We start from the raw sequence: 19,507 nt of genomic DNA on the forward strand, positions 1-19,507 counted from the left end.
CGCGGATCCTCTGCGGCATCGTGTGCCGGCCTGACGCACGTGCCCGTGGCCGCCCGCTCCGTGCTCGAACCGCGCCAACGACCGGAGCCCGCTCGGCCCGACACTCCCTGTCGGCTGCGGGGAACTCCCGTGCGCCACGCGAGACCATCTGCGCCACAACGCTTCACAGCCAACTCCGATCAGTCCGCTACCGGTTCCCTGGTTCCGAAGAACCCCTCAGTGCATTGGACGCATGCCGGGCCCTGACGGTTCCCCTACGTCCTGCCCGTGCTGTTCTCCGAGCCAGGGACCCCCGTGGCGCCGGCCCTAGCCGCTGTTTCGCAGGGCAGTCGCCAGTCCGTTCATCGTGAGCAGGATCCCGCGTTTGACCTGTTCGCGATCGTCCCCGGCGCGGAGTTGGCGGAGCAACTCCACCTGCAGGTGGTTGAGAGGTTCGAGGTAGGGGAACCGGTTGAACACCGACCGGGCCAACGCCGGGTTGTCGTCGAGCAGTCCCTCGTGGCCGGTCACCGCCAGGTACATCCGGACCGTGCGCGCATGCTCGTCGGAGATCATGCCGAACACCGTGCGGCGTAGCTCTTCGTCGGGCACCAGTTCCGCGTACCGCGCAGCCAACCCCAGATCCGACTTCGCCATCACCTGAGCCATGTTCGACAGGACGGTGCGGAAGAACGGCCACGTCCGATACAGCCGACCCAGTGCCTCGAGCTTCTGGTCGTCCTCACCGATCCAGTCCTCGAACGCCGTTCCGACCCCGTACCAACCTGGCAACATCACCCTCGACTGACTCCAGGACATCACCCACGGAATGGCGCGCAGGTCGTAGACCGAGTTCGTGGGTTTGCGCGAGGCGGGGCGGCTGCCGATGTTGAGCTCCCCGATCTCGGCCACGGGTGTCGACAGTCTGAAGTAATCCACGAAACCGGGAGTGTCGTGGACCAGCGCGCCGTACGCGTCGCGAGCACGCGAGGCAAGATCGTCGAGGATGGCGTAGGCGGGCTCGGCGGCGCCGCCGAGGCCTTCGACATCGAGCAGCGTGCTCTCGAGCGTCGCTGCCAGCAGGGTCTCGAGATTGCGGCGCGCCAGGCGCGGCTCGGCGTACTTCGCGGCGATGACCTCGCCCTGCTCGGTCAGGCGCAGGGACCCGGTCACAGCACCCCGCGGCTGGGCCAGGATCGCGTCGTAGCTGGGACCACCGCCCCGACCGACCGTGCCGCCACGACCATGGAAGAGCCGCAGGCGTATCCCCGTGTCGCGAGCGGCCTCGATGAGGTCGAGTTCGGCGCGATAGAGCGCCCAGTTGGCGGCAAGATATCCGCCGTCCTTGTTCGAATCCGAATAACCCAGCATCACCTCCTGGTTCATCCCGCGCGAGCGCACCAGGTCTCGATAGACCGGCACAGCCAACGTCGCGACGATGGTGGCGGCTCCGTTCTTCAGATCGTCGATGGTCTCGAACAGCGGGACGACTCCGACCGGTGAGGTGGGACCGTCACCTGATCCGGGATCGAGAATGCCCACCTCTTTGAGCAGAACCGCCGCCTCGAGCATGTCGCTGACCGAGGTGCACATGCTGATGATGTAGTTCGGGACCGCATCGGCGCCGAACGTGCGCACCGCGTCGGCTGCCGCGGCGACGATCGCCAGTTCCTTGGTGGTGAGCTCACTGAAGCTCGCGCGCGGGGAGATCAACGGACGACGCGTCTCGAGCTCGGCCGACAGAATTGCCACCCTCGCGGCTTCGTCGAGCGAGGCGTAGTCGGGGTGCACGCCCGACCATTTCAGCAGCTCGGCGATGACCTGCTCGTGCACCTCGGAGTTCTGTCGCAGATCGAGCGAGTACAGATGGAACCCGAAGGTCTCGACCGATGAGCGCAGGGCGAACAGCCGATCGTCGGCTATCTCCGCGTTACCGATCGCCCGCAGCGACGCATCGATCACCTCGAGATCGTCGAGCATCTCCTTCGGATCGTCGTAGCGGGCCAACCCCGCGTCCAGTCCCCCGTCGGGAACGTCGTCGAGGACAGCCCGCGCTGTCGCCGTCAGGCGGGCGCGCACCCCGCGGATCGCGCGGCGATACGGCTCGTCCGCCCGAAAGGCCGACTCGTCACCCGAGGCATCCGCCAGGGCGGCGAGAGCGTCGTCGACGGGCACGAGGCGTCCCGACATCGACAACTCCTGCTCCAGATTGGCCAGTTCGACCAGGTACCGACCGATGGCGACCTGAGCTGCCCGGTTGGTGGCCTGGTGCACCACCTCGGCGGTGACGAAGGGGTTACCGTCGCGATCGCCACCGATCCACGACCCCGGGCGCAACATCGGAGTCGGGAGCAAGCCCGCATCGGGCCACCGCTCGCGCAGTGCGCTGCGCAATTGCGCATTGATCCGCGGGATCACCTCGAAGAGCGACATGTCGTAGTACCGCAGCCCCACCTCGATCTCGTCCTGGATCCGCAAGCGGGACAACCGGATCAGCGCCGTCTGCCACAGGGTGAGGATCTGCCGGCGAATCTGCGCGTCGGTGTCGGCGATCTCGGTGTCGTCGAGTTCGGTGCGCTCACGGAAGCGCATCAGTTCGGTGATGCGCCGCTGAGTCTCGAACACGCTGCGCCGACGGGTCTCCGTCGGGTGCGCAGTGATCACCGGGGCCACGAGGGCGTCGCGGAGAAGGTCGGCCACGGTAGCCGAGTCGATCGATGCGGCATCGAGTTTGGCGTAGGTGGCGGCCAGCGTGCTGTCCTGGGGCGGCTCTCCCGCGCGCACGTGCACCGCGCGCCGACGTTCGCGGTGGATGTCCTCGGCGAGGTTGGCCAACAGCGAGAAGTGGCTGAATGCGCGGATCACCGGAATGGCATCGGCAATGTCGATGCCTGCGAAGAGTTTCGACAGTTCGGCGCGGTCGATCTCCGAGCGGCGAACTCGGAACGACTCGACCCGGGCCCGCTCGACCAGCTCGAACGTGGCCTCGCCGGAGTGCTCTCGTACGATCGCGCCGAGCATGCCACCCAGGAGACGAATGTCCTCGCGCAGTGGCTCGGTTGCAGGTAGTCCAGGATCCACGGCGGTCATGCCCTCAAGTATCGCGGGCGATCAACCGTGGCGCAGCGTGAAGCTCAGGAGTACTTGATCTCCAGGCCGATACCGAGAATGGCGATGAGCCAAATGATTCCGGTGAACACCGTCACCCTGTCGAGGTTCTTCTCGACGACGCTCGATCCGGACAGGGAGGACTGGACTCCGCCGCCGAAGAGGCTGGACAGGCCGCCGCCCTTGCCGCGGTGGAGCAGCACGAACACCAGCAGCGCCACGGACGTCACGATGAGCAGGATGTCCAGGAACAATGTCATGGCGACATGGTACCCGGGTACGGTGCCCGGCCGAACGACCGGGCACCGCAACGCCGATCAGGGAAGTGGTCCGCCTGCTGCCAGGGCGCACAGCGTGGCGAACTCGTCGGCCTTGAGCGAGGCCCCACCGACCAGCGCGCCGTCCACATCTGGCTGCGAGACGATCTCCGCGACGTTCTTCGAACTGACGGACCCGCCGTAGAGGATGCGTACCGCGGCTGCCACGTCCGCCGATGCGGTCTCGGCCAGATCGGCACGCAACGCCCTACACACCTGCTGCGCATCCGTCGCGCTGGCCACCCGGCCCGTGCCGATCGCCCACACCGGCTCGTAGGCAACCACCACACGTGAGAGCTCGTCCGCGGACAACCCTGCCAGGGAGCCGCGCAGCTGCGCCACGTTGTACTCCACATGGGTGCCGGCCTCACGGATCTCGAGACCCTCACCGATACAGACGATGGGGATCAGTCCGTGCCTGAGCGCCGCCCGTGTCTTGGCCAGCACGGTGTCGTTGTCCTCACCGTGCAGGGTGCGGCGCTCGGAGTGCCCGACCACCACGAACGTGCACCCCAGCTTGGACAGGAACGCTCCGGAGATCTCTCCGGTGTAGGCGCCTGAGTCGTGAACGGACAGATCCTGCGCCCCGTAGGTGAGCAGCAGCTTGTCCCCCTCGACCAGTGTTTGCACACTGCGGATGTCGGTGAACGGCGGGATCACCGCCACGTCGACCTTCGCGAAGTACTTCTCCGGCAGGGAGAAGGCGATCTGCTGAACCAGAGCGATGGCCTCGAGGTGATTGAGGTTCATCTTCCAGTTTCCCGCGATGAGTGGGGTCCGCGTCGATGTCACGATCAGTCCTCCAGAACCGTCAGTCCGGGCAGAACCTTGCCCTCGAGGTACTCCAGCGAGGCTCCGCCACCGGTGGAGATGTGGGAGAACCCGTCGTCTGGGAGACCGAGCGCGCGCACGGCCGCGGCCGAATCGCCGCCGCCGACAACGCTGAACGCACCCTTGGTCGTGGCCCCGACGATGGCCTCTGCCACGCCGCGGGTACCCGCAGCGAACCTCTCGAACTCGAACACCCCGGCGGGCCCGTTCCAGAAGATGGTCTTCGCATTGCCCAGAACCGCGGCGAACCGCTTGACGGACTCCGGGCCGATGTCCAACCCCATCCATCCGTCCGGGATCTCCGAAGCCGGCACCACCTTGTCCTCCGCGTCGGGTGAGAACGAGTCCGCGATCACCACGTCGACGGGCAGGTGGATCACGTCCGCGTAGTCGTGCAGCAGCCGCTTGGTCACCTCGATCTGGTCCTGCTGCAGCAGCGAATTGCCGACGGGGTAACCCTGAGCGGCGAGGAACGTGTACGCCATCCCGCCGCCGATGACCAGGGTGTCGACCTTCGGTGCCAGTGCCTCGATCACACCGATCTTGTCGGAGACCTTCGATCCGCCGAGCACCACGGCGTACGGCCGCTGAGCGGTCTCGGTGAGAGTTGCCAGAACCTCCACCTCCGCGGCAACGAGGGTGCCCGCGTAGTGCGGGAGCAGCGCGGCCACGTCGTACACCGACGCCTGCTTGCGATGCACCACACCGAATCCGTCCGAGACGAACGCGGCGTCGTCACCGGCCAGGGTGACCAGCTCACGAGCAAGAGCCGCGCGCTGAGCGTCGTCCTTGCTGGTCTCGCGCGGATCGAACCGAATGTTCTCGAGCAGGAGCACGTCGCCGTCGGTCAGACCCTCGGCGCGCGCCTCCGCGTCCTGGCCCACCACGTCGGTGGCGAGCTGAACGTTTCGCCCGAGCAACTCACCGAGCTTGGCCGCGACGGGCGCGAGCGAATAGGCCGGGTCCACCGATCCGTCGGGGCGACCCAGATGCGCGGTGATGATGACCTTGGCACCGGCCTCGACGAGCGCACTGATGGTCGGCACCGACGCCACGATCCGCCCCGGGTCGGTGATCACGCCGTTCTCGAGCGGAACGTTGAAGTCCGATCGAACGAGAACACCGCGGCCCTCGACTCCGGCGGCGAGCAGGTCCTGGAGTGTCTTCACTGCCATCGGGGTCAGAGGGACTTGCCCACGAGACCGATGAGGTCCACCAGCCGATTCGAGTAGCCCCATTCGTTGTCGTACCAGGACACGATCTTGACCTGATCGTCGATGACCTTGGTCAGCCCGGCATCGAAGATCGACGAGTGCGGGTCGGTGACGATGTCGGAGGAGACGATGGGATCCTCGGTGTACTTCAGGATGCCCTTCAGGGAACCCTCGGCGGCGGCCTTCATGGCGGCATTGACCTGCTCGACGGTGGCGGCTGTCCGCAGGTTGGCGGTCAGGTCGGTGACCGAGCCCGTGGGGATCGGCACGCGCAGCGCGTACCCGTCCAGCTTGCCGAGCAGCTGCGGCAACACCAGGCCGATCGCCTTGGCCGCGCCGGTGCCGGTCGGGACGACGTTCAGGGCTGCAGCGCGCGCACGACGCAGGTCCGAGTGCGGACCGTCCTGCAGGTTCTGATCCTGGGTGTACGCGTGCACGGTGGTCATCAGGCCCTTGACGATGCCGAACTCGTCGTCGAGCACCTTGGCGATGGGGCCGAGGCAGTTGGTGGTGCACGAGGCGTTGGAGATGATGTTCTGACTGCCGTCGTACTTGTCGTCGTTGACGCCCATCACGATGGTGATGTCCTCGCCCTTGGCGGGCGCGGAGATGATGACCTTCTTGGCGCCGGCGTCGAGGTGGCCCTTGGCCTTGGCCGCGTCGGTGAAGATGCCGGTCGACTCGACCACCACGTCGACACCGAGATCGCCCCAGGGAAGCGCGGCCGGACCCTCCCGCAGGGACAGCGCAGTGATCTTCTGCCCGCCGACGACGATGGTGTCCTCGCCCTCGAGCGACACATCGTGGGGAAGCCGCCCGAGGATCGAGTCGTACTTGAGCAGGTGCGCGAGGGCGGCGTTGTCGGTGAGGTCGTTGACCGCGACGATCTCGATGTCCGTGGTGCCGAGCGCCTTCTGCGCGTCGACTGCCCTGAAGAAGTTGCGTCCGATGCGACCGAAGCCGTTCACACCTACCCGAACCGTCACTGTAGAAACTCCCTTGAAGTGGTGGTCGCGTACCGGGTGCAGTTCAGGTGCACGCGGTACGGAAACATTGTCTGTGCTGGTTATCCCACGCCGGTGTGGCGTGCGCGAGTCCACCCTAGTGGGTGGACAGCGATCTCCGTGCAGTTGTCACCCGCAGGGCCGACACCCGCCGAGGCCGGTTCGACACAGGAGGTCACTCGTCGTCCAGCAGATCGGCTGTCACGGCGGACTCGGTGTCCGGCACACCGGTCTCACGGGCCTTGCGGTCCGCCATGGACAGCAGTCGACGAATGCGACCGGCGACCGCGTCCTTGGTCATCGGCGGTTCGGCGAGCTGGCCCAACTCCTCGAGCGAGGCCTGACGATGCTCGACGCGTAGATGCCCGGCCGCGGCCAGGTGTTCGGGGACCTCGTCGCCGAGGATGGCCAGGGCCCGCTCCACCCGGGCCGCTGCGGCGACGGCCGCGCGGGCCGAGCGGCGCAGGTTCGCGTCGTCGAAGTTGGCGAGACGGTTGGCGGTGGCGCGAACCTCGCGGCGCATCCGTCGTTCCTCCCAGGTGAGCCTGGTGTCCTGGGCACCCATCCTGGTCAGCAAGGCCCCGATCGCCTCACCGTCGCGAATGACGACCCGATCGGCGCCGCGCACCTCACGGGCCTTCGCCGCGATGCCGAGCCGTCGGGCCGCGCCGACGAGGGCCAGAGCGGCCTCCGGTCCCGGACAGCTGATCTCGAGTGCGGAGGATCGGCCCGGTTCGGTGAGCGACCCGTGAGCCAGGAACGCCCCCCGCCATGCTGCCTCGGCGTCTGCCACGGACCCACCGACCACCTGGGCGGGCAGACCACGAACCGGACGTCCGCGTGTGTCGAGCAGGCCTGTCTGGCGGGCCAGCGCCTCCCCGTCCTTCGCGACGCGCAGCACGTAGCGCGAGCTACGGCGCGCGGTCTGCGAGCCGACGGGATGGACGTCGGCCGCGTAGCCGAACAGGTCGAAGATCTCCCGTCGCAGGCGGCGGGCGATCGAGAGCTGATCGACCTCCGCCTCCACCACGACGCGCCCGGCGACGATGTGCAGACCGCCCGCGAAGCGAAGCAGTGCTGCCACCTCGGCCTTGCGGCAACTGACCTGGGTGACCGTCAGGCGAGACAACTCGTCCTTGACGTCGGCCGTCATCGCCACGTCGAACGTTCCTTCCTCTCGCCCACGGTCGCGTCCGTGAGACTCCCGGCGCCCGAACGCGCCGAGCACAACGTCTCGAGCAGCGATCGCAGCTTGTCCGGATCATGGACATGCACATCGGTCCCACGAACATCGGCATAGATCACCGTGGCACCGAGCAGATCGGCCGCCCGCGCCAGATGATCGCGCTCGCTTCCCTCTCGCAGTGCGGCAGAGTCGACCACCACGTGATCGATCATCAGACCGGGCGCGTGTTGAGACAGTACGTGTAGGTGACGCTCGGCCGAGAACCCGGTGGTTTCCCCCAACTCCGGTGCGAGGTTGAGGATCAGCACGCGACGAGCGGACGTGCGGGCCAGCGCGGACAGCAGATCCGGGACCAACACGTGTGGCAGGACGCTCGAAAACCAGGACCCGGGACCGAGAACAACCATGTCCGCGCGCAGTATTGCATCCACTGCGGCCGCGGATGCGGGCGGTTCCGGCGGAAGGAGCCGGACCCGACGGACCTTCCCCGGTGTGGTGGCAACCGCAACCTGACCGCGGATCACCCGACTCATCCGGGGATCGTCCTCGAGACCGGCCACGTCGGCCTCGATCTCGAGCGCGATCGGACACATCGGCAGTACCCGCCCGCGAAGGTCCAGCACTCGCGCCAGTTCGTCGAGTGCGGCGATGGGATCGCCCAGCACCTCGGCCAGACCCGCCAGGATCAGGTTCCCCACCGAGTGACCGGCCAGCGCGCCGGATCCACCGAACCGATGCTGGATCACCGATGCCCACAGTCGACTGTGCGCGTCGTCGCCGGCGAGCGCCGCGAGGGCCATCCGTAGATCGCCCGGTGGGATGACACCCAGTTCGGCGCGGAGTCGACCCGAACTGCCGCCGTCGTCGGCCACCGTGACCACGGCGGTCACGTCCGAGGTCAGCAGCCGGGCCGCGCTGAGAGTGGCGTACAGGCCGTGGCCGCCGCCGAGAGCAACCACCGACGGCGTCCTCGTGTGGCGATCCGCTCGCGCCGCTGGTCCGGCGGACGTCATTCGCGCCCCAGATCGCGGTGAACCACACGGACGGTCACATCTGCGGCGGCACCGAGCCGCTCGCCCAGCGCCTCGGCCACCGCGACGCTGCGGTGCTTGCCTCCTGTGCACCCGACCGCGACCGTCATGTAGCGCTTACCCTCCCGCCGATATCCGCGCAGTGTGAGCTCGATCAGTTGCTGGTACAGATCGAGGTACTCGGACGCGCCCGGCTGCCCGAGGACGTAGTCGCGCACGGCCGTGTCCCGGCCGGTCGACTGGCGGAGTTCGGGAACCCAGTGCGGGTTGGGCAGGAATCGCATGTCGCAGACCCCGTCGGCATCGAGAGGCAGCCCGTACTTGAACCCGAAGGACTGGACCGTCACCGCGATGGTCCGGGACTGCTCGTCGGCGAAGGCAGCCTCGATCCGGGACCGAAGCCCGTGCACGGAGAGCGAACTGGTGTCGATGACGAGGTCGGCGAGGTCCTTCACGCCCGCCAACTGTCGACGCTCGTCGGCGATGCCCTCGGCGAGGGTCCCGTCCACCCCGCGATTCTGCAGGGGATGGCTTCGGCGCACCGATTCGAATCGACGAACCAAGATCTCGTCGGCCGCATCGAGGAAGAGCACGCGCGGCCGGACCCCGATCGCGTCGAACCCGGACAGCAGGGCCTCGACGTCGTCGTTGAAGAGTCGGCTGCGAATGTCGACGACCAGAGCCAGGCGATCGATCCGCGGAGTGGAGGTCCGCCCGATCTCGACCATGCGCGTGATCAACTCGGCGGGCATGTTGTCCGCCACATACCAACCGAGGTCCTCGAGGACCTTGCCCGCCGTCCCCAGTCCGGCCCCCGAGAGGCCTGTGACCACAGCTACATCGATGTCCCCCGGCTCGGCGGCCGGCTCGTCCACGGCGGACGACTGTGCAGGTTCGTTCACTCGGCCGACTGTCCTGTTCGCGATGGGACGTCCGGCGACCCCGGACCGTGCACATCATCCCCCATGGCGACCCGCTCCGCGGACCGATCGGTGTCATGGTCCTCGACGGAGCCACCCAGTGCCTCCAGAACCGCACGTGCAGTGGTCTCCCCGATGCCGGGAACCGTGGTGATCTCGGCGATTGTTGCCCTCTTGATGTTGGCGACGGACCCGAACCGCTGGACCAGAGCCGTGCGCCGACTCTCCCCCAACCCCCGCACCGAATCGAGCGCCGACGCCGTCATCCGCTTGGACCGCTTGCTGCGATGGAAGGTGATGGCGAACCGGTGTGCCTCGTCCCGAATTCGCTGGAGCAGATACAGCGATTCACCGGTGCGGGGCAGGATCACCGGGTCGCTCTCACCGGGCACCCATACCTCCTCGAGCCGCTTGGCCAGACCGACCACGGCAACGTCGGACACACCCAACTCGTCCAGCACTGCCGCTGCGGCGGCGACCTGGGGGGCGCCACCGTCGACCACGAACAGGTTGGGCGGATACGCGAATCTCCGGGGTCTGCCGGTCTTCTCGTCGATCGCAGCCTCGGGTGCGAGGTCGCCCCCACTGTCGCGGCCGTCCTCGGGGCCGGAGTCTCTGCCGTGCCGCAGGAACCGCCGACGGGTCACCTCGGCGATGCTCGCGACGTCGTCGGACCGGCCGTCACCGGCCGCCTCCTTGATGGCGTAATGGCGATAGTCGCTCTTGCGCGGAAGTCCGTCCTCGAACACCACCAGCGAGGCCACCACATCGGTGCCCTGAACGTGTGAGATGTCGATGCACTCGATCCGCAGCGGCGCAGTATCGAGATCGAGTGCCTGCTGAATTCCGGTCAGGGCCGCCGACCGGGACGTGAAGTCGCCTGCACGCTTGAGTTTGTGCTGCGCCAACGCCTCGGCGGCATTGCGGTGCACCGTTTCGGCGAGCGCCTTCTTGTCGCCGCGCTGCGGCACGCGCAACTGCACGGCCGACCCGCGCAGGCCGGACAGCCAGCGCTGGACGCCCTCCGGATCCGGGGGCAGGGCGGGAACGAGGACCTCACGCGGCACCGCCGTCGCCACCTCGTCGGCGCGATCGCTCACTGCCGCCATCTGCTCGCCGTAGAACTGCGTGATGAACTGCTCGACAAGGATCGGAAGGTCCGAACCCTCGGCCGACGACGTGCTCGCTCGATGAACGGCGTCGCCGGACTTCTCCACCACCCAGCCTCGCTGGCCACGCACTCGCCCACCGCGGACATGGAAGACCTGCACCGCGGCTTCGAGCTCGTCGTCGGCGAAGGCCACGACATCGGCATCGGTGCCGTCGCCGAGTACCACCGCCTGCTTCTCGAGAGCTCGCCGCAACGCACCGATATCGTCGCGCAGCCGTGCCGCGAGTTCGAAGTCGAGTTCCTCGGACGCCTGCTGCATCCGAGTCTCGAGCTGGCGGACCATTCGATCGGTGCGCCCGGCGAGGAAGTCACAGAAATCCTCGACGATCTCACGGTGCTGAGCCGGCGAGACGCGTCCGATGCACGGGGCCGAGCACTTGTCGATGTACCCGAGCAGGCACGGCCGGTCGATCTGGTTGTGGCGCTTGAACACTCCGGCCGAACAGGTGCGTGCCGGGAACACGCGAAGCAGCAGATCCAGCGTCTCGCGTATCGCCCAGGCGTGCGCGTACGGGCCGAAGTAGCGCACGCCTTTGCGGCGTGGCCCCCGGTAGACGAACAGTCGCGGGAACTCGTCGTCGAGGGTGACCGCGAGCATCGGATAGCTCTTGTCGTCCCGGTAGCGCACATTGAAGCGCGGATCGAACTCCTTGATCCAGTTGTACTCGAGTTGGAGGGCCTCGACCTCGGTGGTGACCACCGTCCACTCGACCGACGCCGCAGTGGTGACCATCTGACGGGTCCGCGGATGCAGTGACGCGACGTCGGCGAAGTACGAGTTGAGGCGACTGCGCAAGCTCTTGGCCTTGCCTACGTAGATGACCCGCCGGTGGGCGTCACGAAACTTGTACACACCCGGCTCGACGGGAATCGTTCCCGCTGCCGGGCGGTACGTCGCGGGATCGGGCACGCCGTCCAGACTAGCCGCGCAGGCCGACACGCCCCGGGCGGACGGCGGTCGGTCAGCGGTCCCCGGTGTCGTTCAGGTTCGGGGAGTACGTCCTGGCCAGGCGGCGGAACTTCTGGGCCGCCGCGACCGCATGCTCGCGATCGTTCGACTGGATTGCCATGACCGGCACGTATTCGTCGTTCGGCAACTCGAGCCGTGCCCATGCGGCGCCGGGCGGGAAGGACAGACCCAGCACGAGATCCCACTCGATCATCTTCTCGCCCAGAGCGTTTCGCACTGCCACACCCCGGCTGCCGGCCCGGATGCGAGGTCGGGTCAAGAGCAGGACCCCGCTCGCGAGGCCGACGCCGATCAGGGCGATCGCAACCTGATCGGTGCGTTGGAAGAAGACCCCGGTCGCACTCGATCGCAACGCGATACCCAGGCCCACGTGCACTGCCACCAGCAGTACCGCGATCGCCACCGCATAGCGCGCGGACTTGCGAGGCCGGGCCTCGAGTTCCCATTCGGGGGTGGTCGTCGACTCGGTCACCGGAACGACTCCTCGGTCCACGGCTCACGCAATCGTCGCAACGTCAGGGCAGTGTCCATGGCCGCGGCACATGCCTGAGCGCCCTTGTCCTCCTGTGAGCCCGGCAGTCCGGCACGGTCGAGTGCCTGCTGCTCGGTGTCGACGGTCAGCACCCCGTTGGTCACCGGCGTCGACTCGTCCAGAGAAACGCGGGTCAGACCCGCGGTGACCGCGTCACACACGTACTCGAAGTGCGGTGTGCCACCACGGACCACCACTCCGAGCGCGACCACGGCGTCGTGCGTTCGAGCCAACTGCTGCGCGACGACGGGCAGTTCGATCGCTCCGGCCACCCGGACAACCGTGACGTCCTGTACTCCGGCCGCACGGGCGCATCGACGCGCACCCTCGAGCAGGGCGTCGCTGATGGTGGTGTGCCAGAGGCCCGCGACGATGGCCAGGCTCAGATCTTCGGCGCCGAGCAGTTGCAGGGTCGGCTCCCCCGAGCCGCTCACCGGCTGCCCTCCTCGACTCCGCTCCGATCAGCGGACGCATCGACTCCGCCGACACCCACCGCGCCGTCGAGACCCACCACGTCGTCGAGACCGACCATGTCGTGCCCCATCCGATCCCGTTTGGTTCGCAGGTACCGCAAGTTCTCGGCGTTGGCCCGCAGCGGCATGGGCACCCGATCGGTGATGTGCAGCCCGTACCCGTCGAGTCCGACGCGCTTGGCTGGGTTGTTGCTCAGCAGGCGCATCGACGACACACCGAGGTCGACGAGGATCTGTGCACCGATGCCGTAGTCGCGGGAGTCCGCGGGCAGACCGAGCGCGAGGTTCGCGTCGACGGTGTCACGACCGGAGTCCTGCAACTGGTAGGCCTGGAGCTTGTGCATCAGCCCGATGCCGCGGCCCTCGTGGCCACGCATGTACAGAACCACGCCGACCCCCTCGGCGGCGACCATCTCGAGAGCAGCGTCGAGCTGCGGTCCGCAGTCGCAACGCAGCGACCCGAACACGTCCCCGGTCAAGCACTCCGAGTGCACGCGAACGAGCACATCGGACGCGTCGGGGGCGCTGAGGTCTCCGCGCACCAGGGCGACGTGCTCGATGCCGTCGTAGATCGATCGGTAGCCGACGGCCCGGAACTCCCCGTGCGCGGTCGGGATCCGCGCTTCGGCGACGCGCTCCACGTGCTTCTCGTGCTTGCGGCGCCACGCGATCATGTCCGCGATCGAGATCAGCGCGAGGTTGTGCTCGTCGGCGAACACCCGCAGCTCGTCTGCGCGAGCCATCTCGCCCTCGTCCTTCTGGCTCACGATCTCGCACAGCACACCCGCCGGGCGCAACCCGGCCATGACCGCGAGATCCACGGCAGCCTCCGTGTGACCGGGGCGGCGGAGCACGCCGCCCTCCTTCGCGCGCAGGGGAACGACGTGTCCGGGACGGTTGAAATCGTCGGCTCGACTGTTCGGGTCGGCGAGCAGACGCATGGTGGTGGCCCGGTCGGAGGCGGATATGCCGGTGCTCACGTTGGACCGGGCATCGACGGTGACGGTGTACGCGGTGCCGCGTGCGTCCTGATTCACAGCGAACATGGGCGGGAGACCGAGGCGATCGCAGTCCTCACCGATCAGTGGAACGCACAGATACCCGGAGGTGTACCGGACCATGAACGCGACCAGTTCGGGCGTCGCCTTCTCGGCCGCGAAGATCAGATCACCCTCGTTCTCGCGGTCGTCGTCGTCGACCACCACGACGGCCTTGCCCGCAGCAATGTCCGCGATGGCGCGCTCGACGGAATCCATCCTGGTCACGCGCTGGTCTCCCTACAGTTCGCCGCCAGCACCTGCGGGCGGATCGGCACCGATACGTTCCTGTTCGACGATACGTCCTCGAGCGGATCGCCCTCAGCGGCCCGCGGAGTGCAGTCTCTCCACGTACTTCGCGATCACGTCCACCTCCAGATTGACCGGCGACCCGGGTTCCGCCGACCCGAGGGTGGTCAGCGCCAGGGTGGTCGGGATGAGGGAGATCTCGAACCAGTCGTCGGCCAGCGCCGAGACCGTCAGTGAGACACCGTCGACCGTGATCGACCCCTTCTCCACGACGTAGCGCGACAGGGCGGCGGGCAACGAGATCCGCACGACCGTCCAGTTGTCCGAGGGCGTGCGGGAGACGATCTCACCGGTGCCGTCGACATGCCCCTGCACCAGGTGACCGCCCAGGCGACTGTTGAGCGCGGCCGCCCGCTCGAGGTTCACCGGCGACCCCACCGTCAGTGTGCGCAGCGACGAGCGGGTCAGTGTCTCCTGCATCACGTCCGCGGTGAAGGCGTCACCGATCACCTCGACGACGGTCAGACACACACCGTTGACGGCGATGGAGTCCCCGTGACCCGCATCCGAGACGACGAGAGGCCCGCGGACGGTGAACCGAGCCGCATCGGGCAGGTCCTCCTTGGCCACCACCTCGCCCAACTCTTCGACAATTCCGGTGAACACGCGCGCCTCCGCTGGGTTTCAGGGCTTCAGGGTTTCAAGCCTTCTGGGGTTTGTGGGATCGATCGGGGACCAACCCGAGCAGGATGTCATCCCCGAGTTCGAGGATGCTCTCTCGGCGGAACCGTAGGGCATCGGAAATTGTTCCGACGCCGGCGCCCTCGATGGCGGACAGCCCTGATCCGAGGACGACCGGTGCGAGGTACGCGGTGATCCGATCGACGAGGCCGGCCCCGAGGAAGGCGCCGGCAACCTGCGGTCCACCTTCGAGCTGAATGTCGGTGAGGTCCGCCAGTGCCGCGACGACGGCGTGCGGATCCCGGGTGCGAAGCACACGAGTCTCTGCCGAATCATCGAGAACTCGAGCGGACGCGGGAATATCGCGCAGTCCGACCACCACCCGCACGGGTTGCCGGTGTGCGGGCCCGCCGTCCGGTTCGCGTGCGGTCAACTGCGGATCGTCGGCGAGGACCGTGCCGGTGCCGACCACGATGGCGTCGACCCGGCTGCGTTCGAGGTGGACGTGCCGACGGGACCGCTCGCCGGTGATCCATCGACTGCTCCCGTCCACCGCGGCGACACGACCGTCGAGCGACGCGGCGTACTTGAGGGTGACGTGCGCTCGACCGGTGCGGGTGCGGTGCAGCCAGGCTCGCAGCGGACCGGCCTCGACCCGGTCCGATCCGACCCCGCCGATCACCTCGATCCCTGCCGCGGCGAGGGCGGCGGACCCGCCCGCCGCGATCGGGTTCGGGTCGTCGACGGCGTACACCGCACGGACGATCCCCGCCTCGATCAGTGCCTGCGTGCACGGCGGTGTGCGTCCGGTGTGGTTGCACGGCTCGAGAGTGACCACGGCGGTGCCACCACGTGCGCGCTCACCCGCATCCGCCAACGCCACCACCTCGGCGTGTGGACCACCGACCGGTCCGGTGTGTCCGACACCGACCACCTCACCGTCGGGCGCGACGATCACTGCCCCGACCGGCGGGTTCGGCGTACTGACGCCGCGGGCGTTCTCCGACTCGGACACCGCGCGCTGCATCCACTCCCCGTACGCGGCGGCGGTCACGGTCGGATCAGCCGATCGACAGATGTGCCGAAGCCGCAGCGGCAGCAGCGCGCAGGGTCTGCACCGCAGCGGCGGGATCGGCGGTGTTGTACACCGCCGATCCGGCCACGAAGCAATCGATCCCCGCCTCGGCAGCACGGGCGATGGTGTCCTCGTTGATGCCGCCGTCGATCTCGACCACGAGATCGAGCTCGCCGCGATCGACCAGCGCGCGGACCGCCGCTGCCTTGGGCAGTACGGACTCGATGAAGCTCTGCCCACCGAAACCCGGTTCGACGCTCATCACCAGCAGCGTGTCGAAGCTCCGCAGGATTTCCAGGTAGGGCTCGATCGGGGTGTTCGGCTTGATCGAGAGCCCCGCCCTGCCGCCCGCGGCGCGGATGTCGCGCGCAACCGACACCGGATCGTCGGTTGCCTCGGCGTGGAAGGTCACGTTGTACGCCCCCGCCTCGGCGTAGGGCGGAGCCCACCGCGCCGGGTCCTCGATCATCAGGTGGCAGTCGAGAGGAATGTCGGTGGCCGCGAGCAACGACTTCACGATCGGCAGACCGAGTGTGAGGTTGGGCACGAAGTGCGCATCCATCACGTCGACGTGCAACCAGTCGGCACCTCGGACGGCGTCCGCCTCGTCGGCTAGACGGGCGAAGTCGGCGGACAGAATCGACGGAGCGATCATCGGGTTGGACACGACCGGCAGCCTAACGGTGCGCGTGGTCACCGAACGAGTTCGACCCCCGCAACCTGCAGTTGCGCTTCGATGTCGTCGGCCAGCATCAGCTGGCCGGTATCCGTGGGGTGATCGCCGTCGTCCTGCAGGATTCCCGGTACGTCGAGCCATCCGAGCGGCAGCGCGTCCACGTAGGGCAGACCTACACCGACCGCGGCATCCCGGACCGCCCTGTCGACCGCGGTCATCGCGTCCGGGATGGCGCCGCCGCTCCAGATCGGTCCGATGACCACCACGCGCGCACCGGACTGCGCTGCGAGGAGTCGGTAGAGATCCTTGGCCGCCTCGTGGACGGCGGACGGGTTCTCGTCGACGTCGTTCTCACTGCCGACCACCAGGATCACGTCGGGCCGGGCAGCGACCGCGCCGTCGACCTGATCGGCGAACGTCCCGCGAAACGTCGAGCCGGCCACGTACCCGGCTCCCATTCGCGCGGCGTTCGCAACCGTCCAGTGGTGCCGCTCGGCCAACACGGTGGGCCAGACGACAGTGTTGCGCGAACCGGAGGTGAAGGAGTCACCGATCACCGCGACGCGCACGGTGGCGGCGGAATCGGTGCGCTGATCCACCACCGGCGCGGCAGTGTGCGCCGAGGCGACGGACAGAGCTGCTGTGACGACGACGGTCGCGAACAGAACGGCCACTCTGCCCGTGCTGCGACCACCCGACCTCATGACCTCCGTTCTACACGGGCTTGCGCAGTGCAGCGAAGAACATGGCATCGGTGCCATGGCGGTGCGGCCACAGCTGGACGGCGCGATCGAGGCTCGCGTTCTCGACGCCGGGAGCGCACATGGAGCTGTCGAGCTGCTCGAGGTGGAACCGGCGGGCGCTGTCCGCGACCACGGACACCGTCTCGGGCAGGTGGGGCGAACACGTCGAATACACGATCACCCCACCCGGCCGAACCAGCGCCACCGCCGCGGCGAGCAGTTCACGCTGCAGGTCGACCAACTGCGCCACATCACCGGGCAGACGACGCCACCGCGCCTCCGGTCGACGACGAAGCGCACCGAGTCCGGTGCACGGCGCGTCGACCAGCACCCTGTCGTAGCCCGGGACGAGCCCGCTCGAGCGACCGTCCACCACGTGCACGGACACCGGCAGATCCGCAGTGGCGCGCCGGACGAGCTGGGCGCGGTGCTCGGCCGGTTCGACAGCGTCGACGTGCGCGCCGTCCATCGCAGCCAGTGATCCCAGCAGAACTGCCTTCCCGCCGGGACCGGCGCACAGGTCCAGCCAACGCCCACCGTCCGGGCCGTCGAGCGGGGCCAGGACCAGCGAGCGGGCGACGAGCTGGCTGCCCTCGTCCTGCACCACGGCGGAGCCGTCGCGGACCGCGTCGAGCCGACCCGGATCGCCGCCGTCGAGACGCACCGCGTACGGCGAGTACGGCCCCACCTCGCCACCCGTGACCGCTGCGAGTTCGGCCGCCGTGATCTCACCCGGACGCGCGAGAAGGTGGGTCACCGGGCGCTCGTCGTCGGCGTGCAGCGCATCCGACAACTCCGCGGCAGCGCCGCCGAGCGCATCGGCGAACGCCTGCGCGATCCACCGGGGGTGCCCGGTGGCGAAGGCGAGGTTGCCGATGGGATCACGGTCCGCCGGCGGGGCCAACAGGTTCACCCACTCCTGTGCAGTGCGCTCGGACACCCGTCGCAGCACCGCGTTGACGAAACCCGCAGGCCCCTGACCGCGGCCGGCCCGCACCAGATCCACCGACGTGGCCACGGCGGCATGCGGTGCCACACGGGTGCGCAACAGCTGGTAGGCACCCAGACGCAGAACGTCGAGAAGTGGTCCGTCGATCTCGTCGACTCCGCGCTTCGCGGCGTGGGCGATGACCGGGTCGAGAACGCCGCGGGCCCGCGACGTCCCGTAGGCGAGTTCGGTGGCCAGGGCGCTCTCACGCGAGTCGAGTCCGCGCTCACGCAGCAGACCGGGAAGCACCAGGTTGGCGTACGCGTCGCGCTCGCGGACCGCGGTGAGCACCGCCAGTGCTGCCGATCGTGCAGGATCGACCGGCGCCGGACGACGGGTGCCACTCATCGCGCCACCACCGATGCGGCCAGACGTGCCCCGCGGGCCCAATCGGTGGCGGGCATGGCCCGCTTGCCGGGTGGTTGGACGGTGCCCAGCCGCACGGCGGTGGTGGCCGTACCCACCAGCACTTCGGACCGCCGTACCTGCACCGCACCGACCGGTAGAAGCTCGTCGCTCGAGGTGATCGGTCCCACCTTCACGCGGACGCCGGCGATCTCGGTCCAGGCGCCGGGAACGGTGGTCACCGAGCGAATTCGACGGTCCACCGCGGTCGCCGGCAGTGACCAGTCCACTCGCGCCGATGCAGTGGTGACCTTCGGCGCGTACGAGACACCGTCGGGCGGCTGCTCGGCGGCGGAGAGTATGCCGTCCTCGATCCCGTCGAGGGTCGAGACCAGCAGGCTTGCCCCCGTGGTCGCCAGGCGTGCGAGCAACTCCGACGCCGTGTCGGTCGGTCGAATGCGCTCGGTGACCACCCCGAACACCGGTCCCGTGTCGAGACCCTCCTCGAGCCGGAAGGTGCTCGCGCCGGTGATCTCGTCACCGGCGGCGATGGCGGCCTGCACCGGTGCTGCGCCCCGCCATGCCGGCAGCAGCGAGAAGTGCAGATTGACCCATCCGTGGACGGGGATGCCCAGAACGGAAGGGGGCAGAAGAGCGCCGTAGGCCACCACCGGTGCGCAGTCCGGGCGAAGCTCGGCCAGCGCCGCCACGAAGTCCGGATCACCGGCCCGCTGCGGTGTCAGGACCGGGATCTCGTGGCGATCGGCAAGCTCTGCCACGGGTGAGCGGCGCACGCGACGGCCGCGGCCGGCCTCCGCGTCGGGTCGGGTGACAACGGCGACCACCTCATGACGCGGTGACTCGATGAGCGCCGACAGCGACGGAACCGCCGGTTCCGGTGTCCCCGCGAACACGATGCGCATCCGTGACTCCTTCACATCCGAGGTGCGGCACACCCGCCACATCCGAGGCGGCCC

Annotated in this window: 18 protein-coding genes; all 18 read right to left on the reverse strand. The window is 68.3% G+C overall.

Annotated features, from left to right (window positions below; translation table 11 throughout):
* Positions 1–306: 306 nt before the first annotated feature.
* Entirely contained in the window at positions 307–3,069 is a 2,763-nt protein-coding gene (gene ppc / locus ACY48E_RS06760; RefSeq protein ID WP_462871373.1) for a phosphoenolpyruvate carboxylase, read from the reverse strand.
* A gap of 44 nt (positions 3,070–3,113) precedes the next feature.
* The gene (gene secG / locus ACY48E_RS06765) at positions 3,114–3,347 is read right to left on the reverse strand and encodes a preprotein translocase subunit SecG (RefSeq protein WP_462871374.1); all 234 of its coding nucleotides are present in this window, start codon (positions 3,345–3,347) and stop codon (positions 3,114–3,116) included.
* 57 nt (positions 3,348–3,404) lie between these two features.
* Entirely contained in the window at positions 3,405–4,196 is a 792-nt protein-coding gene (gene tpiA, locus ACY48E_RS06770) for a triose-phosphate isomerase (RefSeq protein WP_462871375.1), read from the reverse strand.
* A gap of 2 nt (positions 4,197–4,198) precedes the next feature.
* Entirely contained in the window at positions 4,199–5,410 is a 1,212-nt protein-coding gene (locus ACY48E_RS06775) for a phosphoglycerate kinase (protein ID WP_462871376.1), read from the reverse strand.
* Positions 5,411–5,415: 5 nt separating this feature from the next.
* Positions 5,416–6,435 carry a type I glyceraldehyde-3-phosphate dehydrogenase gene (gene gap, locus ACY48E_RS06780; protein ID WP_462871377.1) on the reverse strand — a complete coding sequence of 340 codons (1,020 nt, stop codon included), beginning with the start codon at positions 6,433–6,435 and terminating at the stop codon, positions 5,416–5,418.
* 193 nt (positions 6,436–6,628) lie between these two features.
* Positions 6,629–7,606 (reverse strand): DNA-binding protein WhiA, encoded by a 978-nt coding sequence (gene whiA / locus ACY48E_RS06785; protein ID WP_462871528.1) that lies wholly within the window; start codon positions 7,604–7,606, stop codon positions 6,629–6,631.
* Positions 7,603–8,652, reverse strand: coding sequence for a gluconeogenesis factor YvcK family protein (locus ACY48E_RS06790; protein ID WP_462871378.1), 1,050 nt, complete (start codon positions 8,650–8,652; stop codon positions 7,603–7,605). The genes whiA and ACY48E_RS06790 overlap by 4 nt, the downstream gene beginning before the upstream one ends.
* Positions 8,649–9,545, reverse strand: a complete 897-nt coding sequence (gene rapZ / locus ACY48E_RS06795) for an RNase adapter RapZ (protein WP_462871529.1) — start codon at positions 9,543–9,545, stop codon at positions 8,649–8,651. The genes ACY48E_RS06790 and rapZ overlap by 4 nt, the downstream gene beginning before the upstream one ends.
* A 23-nt stretch (positions 9,546–9,568) precedes the next feature.
* The gene (gene uvrC / locus ACY48E_RS06800; RefSeq protein WP_462871379.1) at positions 9,569–11,671 is read right to left on the reverse strand and encodes an excinuclease ABC subunit UvrC; all 2,103 of its coding nucleotides are present in this window, start codon (positions 11,669–11,671) and stop codon (positions 9,569–9,571) included.
* Between the two features lie 52 nt (positions 11,672–11,723).
* Positions 11,724–12,203, reverse strand: a complete 480-nt coding sequence (locus tag ACY48E_RS06805) for a PH domain-containing protein (protein ID WP_462871380.1) — start codon at positions 12,201–12,203, stop codon at positions 11,724–11,726.
* The gene (gene ribH, locus ACY48E_RS06810) at positions 12,200–12,697 is read right to left on the reverse strand and encodes a 6,7-dimethyl-8-ribityllumazine synthase (RefSeq protein ID WP_462871381.1); all 498 of its coding nucleotides are present in this window, start codon (positions 12,695–12,697) and stop codon (positions 12,200–12,202) included. Before ribH ends, ACY48E_RS06805 begins: the two co-directional genes overlap by 4 nt.
* Entirely contained in the window at positions 12,694–14,001 is a 1,308-nt protein-coding gene (locus tag ACY48E_RS06815; protein ID WP_462871382.1) for a bifunctional 3,4-dihydroxy-2-butanone-4-phosphate synthase/GTP cyclohydrolase II, read from the reverse strand. Before ACY48E_RS06815 ends, ribH begins: the two co-directional genes overlap by 4 nt.
* 93 nt (positions 14,002–14,094) lie before the next feature.
* Positions 14,095–14,688: a riboflavin synthase gene (locus tag ACY48E_RS06820; RefSeq protein ID WP_462871383.1), complete on the reverse strand. Its 594-nt coding sequence runs from the start codon at positions 14,686–14,688 to the stop codon at positions 14,095–14,097.
* Positions 14,689–14,722: 34 nt separating this feature from the next.
* Positions 14,723–15,730 carry a bifunctional diaminohydroxyphosphoribosylaminopyrimidine deaminase/5-amino-6-(5-phosphoribosylamino)uracil reductase RibD gene (gene ribD, locus ACY48E_RS06825; protein WP_462871530.1) on the reverse strand — a complete coding sequence of 336 codons (1,008 nt, stop codon included), beginning with the start codon at positions 15,728–15,730 and terminating at the stop codon, positions 14,723–14,725.
* Between the two features lie 34 nt (positions 15,731–15,764).
* Positions 15,765–16,445, reverse strand: coding sequence for a ribulose-phosphate 3-epimerase (gene rpe, locus ACY48E_RS06830; protein ID WP_462871384.1), 681 nt, complete (start codon positions 16,443–16,445; stop codon positions 15,765–15,767).
* Between the two features lie 26 nt (positions 16,446–16,471).
* Positions 16,472–17,158 carry an SGNH/GDSL hydrolase family protein gene (locus tag ACY48E_RS06835; RefSeq protein WP_462871385.1) on the reverse strand — a complete coding sequence of 229 codons (687 nt, stop codon included), beginning with the start codon at positions 17,156–17,158 and terminating at the stop codon, positions 16,472–16,474.
* A gap of 10 nt (positions 17,159–17,168) precedes the next feature.
* Positions 17,169–18,533, reverse strand: a complete 1,365-nt coding sequence (locus ACY48E_RS06840; protein ID WP_462871386.1) for an RsmB/NOP family class I SAM-dependent RNA methyltransferase — start codon at positions 18,531–18,533, stop codon at positions 17,169–17,171.
* Entirely contained in the window at positions 18,530–19,453 is a 924-nt protein-coding gene (gene fmt / locus ACY48E_RS06845) for a methionyl-tRNA formyltransferase (RefSeq protein WP_462871387.1), read from the reverse strand. The genes ACY48E_RS06840 and fmt overlap by 4 nt, the downstream gene beginning before the upstream one ends.
* Positions 19,454–19,507 lie beyond the last annotated feature (54 nt).

The sequence above is a fragment of the Rhodococcus sp. AZ1 genome, assembly GCF_054979605.1.

What these genes read in the sequence shown, in the direction of transcription:
- ppc (WP_462871373.1), bottom strand. Translation starts at nt 3,069, where the DNA reads ATGACCGCCGTGGATCCTGGACTACCTGCAACCGAGCCACTGCGCGAG.
- secG (WP_462871374.1), bottom strand. Translation starts at nt 3,347, where the DNA reads ATGACATTGTTCCTGGACATCCTGCTCATCGTGACGTCCGTGGCGCTG.
- ACY48E_RS06775 (WP_462871376.1), bottom strand. Translation starts at nt 5,410, where the DNA reads ATGGCAGTGAAGACACTCCAGGACCTGCTCGCCGCCGGAGTCGAGGGC.
- whiA (WP_462871528.1), bottom strand. Translation starts at nt 7,606, where the DNA reads ATGACGGCCGACGTCAAGGACGAGTTGTCTCGCCTGACGGTCACCCAG.
- ACY48E_RS06790 (WP_462871378.1), bottom strand. Translation starts at nt 8,652, where the DNA reads ATGACGTCCGCCGGACCAGCGGCGCGAGCGGATCGCCACACGAGGACG.
- ribD (WP_462871530.1), bottom strand. Translation starts at nt 15,730, where the DNA reads ATGCAGCGCGCGGTGTCCGAGTCGGAGAACGCCCGCGGCGTCAGTACG.
- ACY48E_RS06835 (WP_462871385.1), bottom strand. Translation starts at nt 17,158, where the DNA reads ATGAGGTCGGGTGGTCGCAGCACGGGCAGAGTGGCCGTTCTGTTCGCG.
- ACY48E_RS06840 (WP_462871386.1), bottom strand. Translation starts at nt 18,533, where the DNA reads ATGAGTGGCACCCGTCGTCCGGCGCCGGTCGATCCTGCACGATCGGCA.
- fmt (WP_462871387.1), bottom strand. Translation starts at nt 19,453, where the DNA reads ATGCGCATCGTGTTCGCGGGGACACCGGAACCGGCGGTTCCGTCGCTG.